This is a genomic window from Arhodomonas sp. KWT (genome assembly GCF_010993615.1).
The window spans coordinates 18,084-30,323 of sequence record NZ_WNXE01000012.1 but is presented as its reverse complement, the minus strand read 5'-3'; the positions used below and the strand labels follow the sequence as shown (position 1 = coordinate 30,323).

Below are 12,240 nucleotides of genomic sequence, written 5' to 3'. Positions count from 1 at the left end.
GGGGGTCGCAGTACGTCAACGACTTCCTCAACAACGGCCGCATCAAGCGGGTCTTCCTCCAGGGCGAGGCGAATGCGCGCATGCTCCCGGGTGACTTCGAGGACTGGTACCTGCGCAACGACAACGGTGGGATGACCCCGCTGGGCGAGCTCACCAGCGGCGAGTGGACGTTCGGTTCACCCCGGCTCGAGCGCTTCAACGGCACCCCCTCCCGCCAGCTCCAGGGCGAGCCCGCCCCGGGATACTCCACCGGAGAGGCAATGACCGAGGTCGAGCGCCTGCTCCAGCAGCTTCCCCAGGGGATAGGCCACGCCTGGAGCGGCCTCTCCTACCAGGAGCGCCAATCGGGGGCGCAGACCACCCTGCTCTACGGCGTGTCCGTGATCGTGGTCTTTCTCGCCCTGGCGGCGCTCTACGAGAGCTGGACCATCCCGGTCTCCGTGATGCTCGCGGTCCCGCTCGGCGTTCTCGGCGCGGTACTCGCGGCACTCGTGCGCGGGCTGCCCAACGACGTGTTCTTCCAGGTCGGCATCCTGACCACGGTGGGCCTGACCGCGAAGAACGCCATACTGATCGTCGAATTCGCCCGGGCGCTGGAGAACCAGGGCTACGGCCTGGTCGCCTCGACCGTCGAGGCCGCCCGGGTCCGGCTGCGCCCGATCCTGATGACCTCGCTGGCGTTCACCATGGGCGTCATCCCCCTGGCCTTCGCCTCCGGGGCCGGTGCGGCCTCGCGCATCGCCATCGGCACGGCGGTGCTCGGCGGCATGATTTCGGCCACACTGCTGGCGATCTTCTTCATCCCGCTGTTCTACGTCATCGTGCGCCGGATCACCGACCTCCTGGGCGGCGGCCGACGACACGGGGGTGAGACGACCCAGGACGACGAAACGCCGGCGTGAGCCATCCTTTGACAGGCGCTCGACGGGCCGAGCATAGTGCCTCGGCCCCGTCGCCGGCCCGGGCGGCGGATCGACGCCCGGGCCGGGCCGCATACCGCGGGTTGGCCGGCGGCGCGCACATCCCGGGGTAACCCTATGGCCAAGAAAACCAAGGAAGAATCGGAAGCGACGCGGGAACGGCTGCTGGACGCCGCGGAGGAGGCGTTTCTCGAGAACGGCGTCTCCCGCACCTCGCTGGAGCGGATCGCCCGTCACGCGGGGCTCACCCGCGGCGCCATCTACTGGCACTTCCAGGACAAGAGCGACCTCTTCGAGGCGATGCTCGAACGCGTGCGCCCACCGATGGCCGAGCTCGTCGAGGAGCTCTGCCGGACCCACGACGGCGACCCGGTGGAGACCCTGCGCGGCCTGTGCCGACACGGGCTGGACCGCATCGCCCAGGACCTGCGTCACCGCCGGGTCTACACGATCCTGTTCCACCGCAGCGAGCGCGTGGACGACATCAACCCGGCCGTTGCCCGCCAGGACACGCTGATCGCCGAGATCATCGACCTGTTCGAACAGCAGTTCGAGCGGGTACAGGCACGGGGCCGGCTCAACCCGGCGATCCCGCCGCGGGTCGCGGCGATGGCGCTGCACGCCTACATGTCCGGACTGTTCAGCCAGTATCTGCGCAAGCCCGCGGAGTGTGATCTCGAGCACGACGCGGACACCCTCCTGGAGGCCTTCTTCGGCCCTCTGATCCTGCCCGACGCCTGAAGGGGTTGCATTCCCCGCCTCGGCGCCTACTTTTTGAGGGCGTCACGCCTGCCGGCGCGGCCACCATCACACTCTCTTCACGATCCACTGCCAAAAATTATGTTGAACGGACCGGCGGCTGTGCCGATGATTAGCGGTTCGGCAAACGGGGAAAAGAATTGATGAAGGTCATAATCCGGCTGTTCCTGGTGGTCGTCTTCCTGGGACTCGTGTTCGGCGGCATCTTCGGCTGGAAGTACCTCCAGATGCAGGAGATGGCGAAGCAGGCGAACCAGCCGCAGCCGCCGGCCACCATCGCCACGGCCACGGCCCGCGAGGTGAGCTGGCGCCCGGGTATCCAGTCCGTGGGCAGCGTCTCGCCGGTGCAGGGCATCGAGATCACCACCGAGGTCGCCGGCAAGATCAGCGAGGTAAGCTTCGAGTCCAGCAGCCGGGTGAAGGACGGCGACGTGCTCGTACAGCTCGACGACAGTGTCGATCAGGCCTCCCTGCGCGGGCTCAAGGCGGATCGCGAGCTCGCCCGGGTGCAGTTCGAGCGCAACGCCAACCTCCTGCCCAAGCGTGCCGTCTCCCAGTCCCAGTACGACGAGGCGAAGGCCCGCTACGAGGCCGCCCGGGCCCAGGTCGCCGAGCAGGAGGCGCGCATCGCCAAGAAGGTGATCCGCGCGCCGTTCGACGGCCTTCTGGGCATCAAGCAGGTGGACCAGGGCGAGTACATCACCGCCGGCCAGTCCCTGGTCACACTGACCGCGCTGGACCCCATCTACGTGGACTACGCCGTGCCCGAACGCCGCTTCGGCGACCTCCGCAACGGCCAGACCGTACAGATCCGGGTCAGCGCCTACCCCGAACGGCAGTTCGAGGGCGAGATCACCGCCATCGACTCCGGTGTGGATGAGGGCACCCGCAGCGTGAACGTGCGCGCCACCCTGCCGAACCCGGACGACGTCCTGCGCCCCGGCATGTTCGCCCGCGTCCAGACCCTCATGCCGGAGGAACGTACCGTGGTGGTGGTCCCGCGCACGGCGATCTCCTACAACACCTACGGCGACTTCGTCTACGTCGTCACCGGGAACGACGGCGGCCAGCGCGTCGCCAAGCGCCGTGCCGTGACCACCGGCGCCACGCAGTCCGGCAGTGTGGAGATCACCGACGGGCTGTCCGCCGGCGAGGAGGTGGTCCGCGCGGGGCTGGTCAAGCTGCGTGACGGCCAGCCCGTGACCGTCGACAACAGCACCGCCCTCGACGGGGAGGTCTCCGGCGAATGAGATTCACCGACATCTTCATCCGTCGCCCGGTCCTGGCGACGGTGATCAGCCTGCTGATCCTGCTGGTCGGTGCCCGGTCGCTGGGGCTCATGGAGCTGCGCCAGTACCCGGAGCTGGAGAACACCGTGGTCACGGTGTCCACGGCCTATCCCGGCGCCAGCTCCGAGCTGGTCAAGGGCTTCGTGACCACACCGCTGCAGCAGGCCATCGCTGAGGCCGACGGCATCGACTACATCACCGCGACCAGCAGCCAGGGGGCCTCCACCATCGAGGCCCATATGGAGCTGAACTACGACCCCAACGCGGCGGTCTCCGAGATCCAGGCGAAGGTGGCGAGCCAGCGCAACGTACTGCCGGAGGCCGCGCGGGACCCGGTCATCGAGTCCTCTACCGGTGACTCCACGGCGCTGATGTACCTCGCCTTCTACAGCGATGACCTCAGCGTGCCCAAGGTCACGGACTACCTCCTGCGCGTGGTCCAGCCGCAGTTCCAGGCCGTGCCCGGTGTGGCCAAGGCCCGGCTGCACGGCAAGCGCCTGGCCATGCGCATCTGGCTCGACCCGGACCGCATGGCCTCGCTGGGCGTCACGCCCACGGACGTGGCGGAGGTGCTGCGCGCAAACAACTACCTCGCTGGCGTCGGCCAGACCAAGGGCGACTACACCGCCATCACCCTGACCGCCACCACGGACGTATCCGACCCGGAGAACTTCCGCGATCTGGTCATCCGCGGCGACGGCGATACCCTCGTGCGCCTGCGCGATATCGCCCGCAGCGAGCTCGGCGCCGAGGAGTACACGTCCGAGGCGTGGTACCAGGGCAAGCCGGCGGTGTTCATGGCCATCGAACAGGCCCCCGGCGCGAACCCGCTGGACACCGCGCAGGCCGTGACCGCGCGGGTGCAGACCGTCCGCGGCCAGCTCCCCGAGGGCATGCACGTGGTCCTGCCCTACGACGCCTCCGAGTTCATCCAGGACTCCATCGACGAGGTCTACAAGACCATCCTGGAAGCGGTGGCCATCGTACTGCTGGTGGTCTACCTCTCGCTGGGCTCGATCCGTGCCGCGGCGGTGCCGGCGGTGGCCGTGCCACTGTCACTCATCGGTGGCGCGTTCGTCATGCTCACCCTGGGCTACTCCCTGAACCTGCTCACACTGCTGTCGATGGTGCTCGCGATCGGCCTGGTGGTGGACGACGCCATCATCGTGGTGGAGAACGTCCACCGCCACATCGAGTCCGGCGAGACCCGCTTCCACGCCGCCATGCAGGGGGCCCGCGAGCTCGCCGTGCCCATCATCGCGATGACCACGACGCTGGTGGCGGTGTATGCCCCCATCGGCTTCATGGGCGGGCTGATCGGCACCCTGTTCACGGAGTTCGCCTTCACCCTGGCCGGCGCCGTGCTGGTCTCCGGCGTGATCGCGCTCACGCTCTCGCCCATGCTCTCGGGCAAGGTCCTCAAGCCCCACGGCAACCCCGGGCGCTTCGAGCAGATGGTCGAGCGGGCGTTCAACGCCCTCGCCCGCGGCTACCGGGCACTGCTCGGCCGCGCGCTGCAGACCGTCTCGGTGCTCGTGATCTTCGCCGTCGCGGTGCTGGTGTCGATCTACTTCATGTTCGTCACCGCCCAGAACGAGCTCGCCCCCACCGAGGACCAGGGCATCCTGTTCTTCCAGGCCACCGGGCCGCGAACCGCCACCCTCGACTACCTGGAGGCCTACGGCCAGGACATCCAGACCCAGATGGAGGGCGTGCCGGGCTACAAGGAAAGCTTCATGATCCTCGGCGGCGACTCGGCGAACACGATCTTCGGCGGCTTCAAGATGAAGAGCTACGCCGACCGCGACGTTTCCCAGTTCGAGGCCCAGCCGCAGCTGCAGAGCGCACTGGGCAAGGTCGCCGGACTGCAGATCAGCGCCTTCCCGCGCCCGAGCCTGCCGGGCGCCGGGGGCGGACTGCCGGTGCAGTTCGTGCTCACCTCCGGGGCGAGCTACGAGGACATGAACCAGGTGGCCGACGAGATCGTCGGCAAGGCCATGGGCAGCGGCAACTTCGCCTTCCTCAAAAAGTCCATCGCCTTCGACCGGCCCACGGTCTCCATCCAGGTGGACCGCGACCGCGCCGGCGACCTGGGCATCAGCATGCGCGAGATCGGCCAGAACCTGGCGACCATGCTCGGCGGCGACTACGTCAACCGTTTCAGCATGGACGGGCGCAGCTACCAGGTGATCCCCCAGGTGGAGCGTCGCTTCCGACTCGACGAGCAGATGCTGCGCGACTACTACATCCGTGCGGACACGGGTGCGCTGGTGCCGCTGTCCTCGCTGGTCACCCTGAAGCAGGGGGTGGAACCATCGGAGCGCACGCAGTTCCAGCAGCTCAACTCGATCACCATCGAGGGCGTGATGGCGCCCGGCGTGACCATGGGGCAGGCGCTGGGCTATCTGGAGACACAGACCGCGCAGATCGCGCCCCGCTCCTACGGGGTCGACTACACCGGGGCCTCGCGGCAGTTCAAGCAGCAGGGCACCGCGCTGGTGACGACCTTCTTCCTGTCGCTGCTGGTGATCTACCTGGTGCTCGCCGCGCAGTTCGAGAGCTGGCGCGATCCGTTCATCATCCTGGTGTCCGTACCCATGTCCATCGCCGGGGCAATGGCGTTCATCACCCTCGGCTTCGCGAGCATGAACATCTACACCCAGGTGGGACTGATCACGCTCATCGGCGTGGTCGCCAAGAACGGCATCCTGATCGTGGAGTTCGCCAACCAGCAGCAGATCCAAAAGGGGCTGTCCAAGGTCGACGCGGTACTGGAGGCCGGCGCCATCCGGCTGCGGCCCATCATCATGACCTCGGTGGCGCTCATCGTCGCCATGGTGCCGCTACTGACGGCCAGCGGCCCCGGCGCCGTCAGCCGCTTCGCCATCGGCCTGACCATCAGCACCGGCCTGGGCATCGGCACGCTGTTCACCCTGTTCGTTCTCCCCGGCTTCTACGTGCTGCTGGCCCGGGACCACGCCGCCGAGCAGCGCCGGCTGGCCGAACAGGATGACACGCACGAGCCCGATTCCGGCTCCCACGGCCTGTGACCACGGGCAGCGGGCGGGCCGCGGTGCCCGCGCGCCGTCAGCCGGAGGCGTCGTCGGCCTCGCCGCGCGCCGCCTCCGGCGGCTCGGGCTCCGGCCAGGCGTTGATGACGGCGTTGATCAGCGTCGCCAGCGGGATCGCGAAGAATATCCCCCAAAAGCCCCAGATGCCGCCGAAGACCAGGATCGAAACGATGATCGCCACCGGGTGGAGGTTCACCACCTCCGAGAACAGCAGCGGCACCAGCACGTTGCCATCCAGGGCCTGGATGATCGCGTAGGCCGCCATCACCCAGATGAACTCGCTGCTCGGACCGAACTGGAAGTACGCCACCACCGCAATGGGCACGGTGATCACCGTCGCGCCGATGTAGGGGATGATCACGGACAGCCCCGTCACCACGGCAAGCAGCGCGGCAAACTGCAGGCCGAGCAGCACGAAGGTGATATAGGCCGCCGCACCGACAATGAGGATCTCCAGGAACTTGCCGCGCACGTAGTTGCCGATCTGCATGTCCACCTCGTGCCAGACCGTGTCCGCGAGGGTGCGGTGGCGCGGCAGGCAGCGGCGCACCCAGCCGAGCAGGCGCGCCTTGTCCTTGAGGAAGAAGAACACCAGCAGCGGCACGAGGATGGAATAGACGACGAGGGTGAAGATCTTCACCACCGAGGACAGCGAGACCGAGGAAACGAGCATCCGCCCGAGGTCCACGGACTCCTGGCGGATCGCTGCGAGCAGGCTGCTGACCTGCTCGGCGGAGAAGAACTCCGGATAGCGTTCCGGCAGCCGCAGCAATGTGGTCTGACCGCGATCGAGCATGCGCGGCAGGTTCTCGACCAGCTGCGCAACCTGCTGGGTGAGCGTGGGCATGAGCGCGAACATCACCAGTGCAAAGCCGGCCATGAACAGCAGGAAGACCACGATCACCGCCGGCCCCCGCGGTATCCAGTGCTCGAGCTTCTGGACCACCCCCTCGAGCAGGTACGCGATCACGATCGCCGTGAACACGGGCGCGAGCATGTCGCCGAAGAAAACCACTGTGCCCAGCCCGACGAGCAGCACCCCGGTAAGGGCGACCACCTGGGGGTCATTCATGTGGCGCCAAAGCCAATCGCGAATCGTCTGCATACCCTCGCCCGTCGGCTGCGTGACTGGAGTGACCCGGGCGGCCCGCCGGCCCGCGCCGCCCGTCGCGGCCGCGGGCGGACCATGGCGATGCGGCTCGGCCGGACATCCGGCCGGGCATCACGTCCCGGGGCCCCGCGCGGGTATACTACTAGCGATTCCCACGATAATGTCAGCCTGGGACCGGATGATCACGGCGGGGAACGTCCGCCGCGAAGGCCGGTCTGATCACCCACACCCAACCGCCGGCCGGCAGCCTATGGCACGAACACTGCTCAGCGCGCTCATCCTCGCCACCGGGATCGTCACCGCACCGGCGGCCGGCGCCGCGCTCGATCTCTCGCTGCCGGACATGGGCGATCCCGCCGACCAGGTGATGACCCCGGCCCGGGAGCACGAGATCGGCCAGCGCATGATGGGGGAGATACGTCGGGAGGCCTCGCTGGTCGACGACCCGGCGATAACGGGCTACATCCACGACCTCGGCGTGCGGCTGGCCGGGTACTCCGGCCGTCCGAGCGACGGCTTCAGCTTCTTCCTGATCGACGACCCGCGGATCAACGCCTTCGCCATGCCCGGGGGCTACATCGGGATGAACACCGGGCTGTTCCTCGCCGCCCAGAGCGAGAGCGAGCTCGCCTCGGTGCTGGCCCACGAGATGACCCACGTCACCCAGCGTCACCTCGCGCGCCGCATCCTCGCCGCCCAGGGCAGCAGCCTGCGCACCATGGCAATGATCCTCGCGGGCATCCTCATAGGCACCCAGGACCCGCAGGCCGGGTCCGCGGCGGCGATGTCCGGCATGGCAAGTGCGGCCCAGAGCCAGCTCGCCTACTCGCGGGAACACGAGCACGAGGCCGACCGCATCGGCGAGGAGCTGCTCGCGCGGGCCGGCTTCGATCCCCATGGCATGCCCCGCTTCTTCGGCCGCCTGCTCGACGCCAGCCGCTACAGTGCCACGCCTCCGCCGTTCCTGAGCACCCATCCGCTCACCGAGGAGCGCATCGCCGAGAGCCGCCAGCGCGCCGACGAGCTGGCGGCCTCCCAGGGCAAGACCTTCGAGAGCGCGAACTTCGCGCTCATTCACGCGCGCCTCGCGGCCATCACCGCCCACAGCGGCAGCGCCGCCGTAGAGCGCCTGCGCGGCCAGCTGGACGACGGCAAGGCGACCCGTGCCGAACACTACGGGCTCGCCGTCGCCCTCATCCGTGCCGACCACCTCGATGCCGCCCGCAAGGCGCTCGACACGGCATCCACGGATGGCGGGGAGCGCGCCGCGTACTACCTCACCCGGGCCGACATCGCCCGGGCCGCAGAGCAGCCCGCACAGGCCATATCCATCCTCGAGGAGGGGCTGTCACTGTTCCCGGACGACTATGCCCTGGAGTACCGGCGCATCCAGGCCCTCACCGCCGCTGGCCGGCACGAGGAAGCCCTCAAGGCCGTCACCGCCGCTGCCGAGCGCCATCCCTGGTCCGACGATCTTCTCCGCCTGCATGCCCGCACCGCGGACGCGGCGGGCCGGCAAGCGGAGGCCTCGCTGGCCATGGCACGCTTCTACGCCGCCCGCGGCGACCTGCGCAGTGCACTGCGCCAGCTCGACGACGTCCTCTCAAGCCCCGCCGCGGACGGCTACCAGCGCTCCCGTGCCCGGGCCCTGCAGCAGAACTGGCAACAGCAGATATCCGGCAAGGACGGGGAACCCTCATCCGGGGAGTGACCCCGCGCCCCGCCAGCCGCGATGTTAGACTGTCGCCCGGACCGCCGAGGGCGGCGGTGACGGCGACGCTGTGCAGCCGCCACGAGGCGGGCGCACGCCCCACTGCGAGGCACGACAACGACCATGGGCACGGGCGCGGAAGACTGGCAGGCGGAGATGGCACGGTGGTTCGCCACGCTGCAGCAGGCGTGGGGCCTCGGCGCCGGTGATGACCTGCCGCCGCTGGAACGGCTCTGGGAGCACTGCAGCGATCCCGCCATCGCCACCCCTGAAGCGGCCAGGACCAGCGCGGCGGGCCTGCACCAGTGGCAGGCCGCCCTGCCCTCCGCCCCTCCCGCACCACCGGACTGGGAAACCGGCCTCGCTTTTCTCGGCCCGCTGGCACGCTTTGTGGCCCCGGCGGGGACGGCCGGATTCGGCCCCGGGGGCAGCCTGCAGCGCCAGCTGACCGCTCTCGCCTCGAATCTGCACGACTGGCAGCGTGCCGCCCTAACCCTCGCCGGCACGCTCGCCGGTATCGTCGCCACGGGCACCGAGGACTACGCCGCGGCAATCGAACACACCTCGGAGCCGGACGCGGAGACACGCCTGGCGCGTTGGGCGACCTGCGTCGAGGTTCGCTACGAGCGCGCCCTGGCCGAAGGCGGCCTCGCCGAGGCCCTGGCCGCCTTCTGGAGCGCAGCCACCGCCACCCGCAACGCGCTCACTGCGGTCATGGACGAGATCGCACCCTCGCTGGGCCTGCCCAGCCGCGCCGAGCTCGCCAACGCGCAGGAGCGCATCACGCGGCTGGAGCGCCAGCTCGCCGGATCGGGGACGGGATGAACGCAGCACGCCGGCGGCAAACCGGGGGACGACGCCTCGCCAACGCCCGTGCCCGCGGCCTCGCCGAACGCCTCGCGCAGGCGTACACCGTCGTCGAGACCACACCGCTGTATCGCCTGCGCCACTATGCTGGCGGGCCGGGACGCCCGCTGCTGATCGTCTACTCGCTGGTCAACCGCCCCGAGCTGCTGGACGTCTCGCCGCGGCGCTCGGTGGTGGCACGGCTGGCGGCCTCCCGGCCGGTCTACCTGCTCGAATGGCGGGACCCGGAGGCCGCGGACCGCTTCCGCGACCTCGCCGACTACGCCCTGACCGGCATCGGCAACGCCCTGGCCACGGTGCGCGCGCGCCACGGCGACGGCCCGCCGCACCTCGCCGGCGTCTGCCAGGGCGGCTACCTCGCGCTCTGCCACATGGCACGCAACCCGCAGGCCGCGGCAACGCTGACCACGCTCGCCACGCCGGTGGACGGTGCCGGCCCGGAGGACACGCTCGCACGCATGGCCCGCGGCATGGACCTCTCGGCGGTTCACGCGAGCGCCCGGAACGTCCCTGCCAGCGAGCTCAACTGGGCGTTCACCGCCCTGCGCCCGCTGCCGCTGCTCATCGACCGCTACCGCACCGTCCCCGAGGACGACGACGAGGCCCTGGGGGAGTTTCTGCGCATGGAGCACTGGATGTACGAGGGACCGGATCAGGCGCTGACCGCGTTCGTGGAGTTCGTGCGTGCCCTCTACCGGGACAACGCCCTGATCCGGGGCGGCCTGACCCTGCGCGGCTGGCCGGTGCGCCTGGAGGACGTCCGCGTGCCGGTGTTCAACGCCGCCGCCGAGGCGGACCACCTCGTGCCGCTGGCCGCGGCCACGGCGCTGGCCGGGCGCACCGGCGGGGAGTACACCGAGCACCGGCTGCCCGGCGGACACCTGGGGGTGTTCATCAGCAGTCACGCCCACGGCACGCTCTATCCCGCGCTGGACGACTGGCTCTCGGCAAGGGAATGAGCCCGCCGGCGGCGAAGCGACCGCCGCCTCGGGCATGCATCAGGGGCAGGGCTCAGAAGCTGCAGAACAGCGCGCCGTTCACCGGGATGTTCGCCCCGTTGATGTAGCCGGACTGCTCCTCCGCGAGGAAGGCCACCACCCGCGCGATCTCCTCCGCCTCGGCCATCCGCCCGGTCGGGATCTGGGCAACGATGGACTCGCGCACCTTCTCCGGGATGGCCGCGGTCATGGACGTGCGCACGTACCCCGGGGAGACGGTGTTCACCGACACGCCCTTGGGCGCACTCTCCTTCGCCAGCGCCATGGTGAAGCCGTGGATACCGGCCTTGGCGGCGGAATAGTTGGTCTGGCCGAACTGCCCCGCCGCACCGTTGACCGAGGAGATGTTGACGATCCGCCCGTAGCCGCGGTCGCGCATAGCGCCGACGAACTGGCGGGTGACGTTGAACACGCTGTTGAGGTCCACCGTGATCACCGCCTGCCAGTTGTCCGGGTCCATCTTGTGCAGGAACGCGTCCCGGGTGATGCCGGCGGCGTTGACGAGGACGTCGACGTTGCCGAACTCCTGCTCGACGTGGTTCGCCATCTCTACGCAGGCCTCGAAATCCGAGACGTCGCAGGCGACCCAGTCCACCTCGTAACCCGCCTCGCGCAGTTCGGCCTGCCACTCGCGGATGTTCTCGCGCTCGGGGTCGACGCAGGTGCTCACCACCCGGTGGCCGGAGCGCACCAGGTGCTTGCAGATCTCGGTACCGATACCGCCGTTGCCGCCGGTCACCAGGGCCAGACGTTCGCTCATGCCGGCTACCTCTTGAATCTATGGATCGGAATGGACGCGCACGCACAACGCGGATTGTGCGGCGCACAATACCGGGCAAGCGTAGGACCGCCCCGGGGATGTGTCAACCGGATTCCGGGCCCGCCCGTGCCGCCACGGAGCGGGAGAGGGGAGACCGCCCGGCGCAGGAGCACCGGGCCGGTAATGCGGAATGCGGCGGCCGGCTCAGTCGTCCTTGTTGCCGCCGCCGGAGCTGGAGCCGCCGCCCTTCTTGTCGCTGCCGCCGCCGGAGCCGGAGGAGGAGCCGCGGCGGGCGCCACCGTCGCTGAAGCCGCTCATCGCCTGCCACATCGCGAGGTTGCGCTCGGTGATCTGGCTGAGCATCTCCATCGGGTCGCCGCCCATGAGGCTGCGGGTGCGCTCGTGGAACAGGCGCTGCTGCTCCTCCCACATCTCCATGCTCTTCTCCAGGTAGCTGGTGAGCATGTTCTGCATGTTCCCGCCGTAGGAGCGGATGATCTGGGCGAGCAGATCGCTGGAGAAGATGGGCTCGCCGCCCTCCTCCTCCTCGCTGATGATCTGCAGAAGGATGCTGCGGGTCAGATCCGCCTTGGTCTTGGCGTCCACCACCTCGAAGTCCACGCCGTCGAGCACGAGGCGCTTGACGTCGGCGAGGGTGATGTAGCTGCTGATCGCCGTGTCATAGAGCCGGCGATTCGGGTATTTCTTGATCACTCGGGTCTCGGACATGGGTGCTCTTGCCTGGCCGTTGGGT

10 protein-coding genes are annotated in these 12,240 nt (G+C 69.1%); 7 read left to right on the top strand and 3 right to left on the bottom strand.

Going from position 1 to position 12,240, the window contains the following annotated elements; all coding sequences use genetic code 11:
- The 4 genes from G7A99_RS04335 to G7A99_RS04320 all read left to right on the top strand — a co-directional run.
- Positions 1-902: efflux RND transporter permease subunit (locus G7A99_RS04335; RefSeq protein ID WP_205599732.1), on the top strand; the 902-nt coding region annotated here is incomplete at its 5' end.
- A gap of 135 nt (positions 903-1,037) precedes the next feature.
- A complete protein-coding gene (locus tag G7A99_RS04330; protein WP_018719340.1) occupies positions 1,038-1,661 on the top strand; it encodes a TetR family transcriptional regulator in 624 nt (207 codons plus the stop codon).
- Between the two features lie 161 nt (positions 1,662-1,822).
- Positions 1,823-2,929, top strand: a complete 1,107-nt coding sequence (locus tag G7A99_RS04325) for an efflux RND transporter periplasmic adaptor subunit (protein WP_018719341.1) — start codon at positions 1,823-1,825, stop codon at positions 2,927-2,929.
- Positions 2,926-6,018 (top strand): efflux RND transporter permease subunit, encoded by a 3,093-nt coding sequence (locus tag G7A99_RS04320; protein ID WP_018719342.1) that lies wholly within the window; start codon positions 2,926-2,928, stop codon positions 6,016-6,018. Before G7A99_RS04325 ends, G7A99_RS04320 begins: the two co-directional genes overlap by 4 nt.
- A 37-nt stretch (positions 6,019-6,055) precedes the next feature.
- On the opposite strand, the gene G7A99_RS04315 is transcribed toward G7A99_RS04320, so the two are convergent.
- Entirely contained in the window at positions 6,056-7,144 is a 1,089-nt protein-coding gene (locus tag G7A99_RS04315; protein ID WP_163139009.1) for an AI-2E family transporter, read from the bottom strand.
- A gap of 256 nt (positions 7,145-7,400) precedes the next feature.
- On the opposite strand from G7A99_RS04315, the gene G7A99_RS04310 reads away from it, so the two are divergent.
- The 3 genes from G7A99_RS04310 (at position 7,401) to G7A99_RS04300 (ending at position 10,687) form a co-directional block, all read left to right on the top strand.
- Positions 7,401-8,861 (top strand): M48 family metalloprotease, encoded by a 1,461-nt coding sequence (locus G7A99_RS04310; RefSeq protein WP_163139008.1) that lies wholly within the window; start codon positions 7,401-7,403, stop codon positions 8,859-8,861.
- A gap of 123 nt (positions 8,862-8,984) precedes the next feature.
- A complete protein-coding gene (locus tag G7A99_RS04305) occupies positions 8,985-9,686 on the top strand; it encodes a poly(R)-hydroxyalkanoic acid synthase subunit PhaE (RefSeq protein WP_163139007.1) in 702 nt (233 codons plus the stop codon).
- Positions 9,683-10,687, top strand: a complete 1,005-nt coding sequence (locus G7A99_RS04300) for an alpha/beta fold hydrolase (RefSeq protein WP_163139006.1) — start codon at positions 9,683-9,685, stop codon at positions 10,685-10,687. Before G7A99_RS04305 ends, G7A99_RS04300 begins: the two co-directional genes overlap by 4 nt.
- A gap of 52 nt (positions 10,688-10,739) precedes the next feature.
- Here G7A99_RS04300 and phbB read toward each other — a convergent pair whose 3' ends face one another.
- Positions 10,740-11,486: an acetoacetyl-CoA reductase gene (phbB, locus tag G7A99_RS04295; protein ID WP_018719347.1), complete on the bottom strand. Its 747-nt coding sequence runs from the start codon at positions 11,484-11,486 to the stop codon at positions 10,740-10,742.
- Between the two features lie 204 nt (positions 11,487-11,690).
- Complete coding sequence (gene phaR / locus G7A99_RS04290; RefSeq protein ID WP_018719348.1) at positions 11,691-12,215, bottom strand: polyhydroxyalkanoate synthesis repressor PhaR; 525 nt, start codon at positions 12,213-12,215, stop codon at positions 11,691-11,693.
- Between the last annotated feature and the right edge of the window lie 25 nt (positions 12,216-12,240).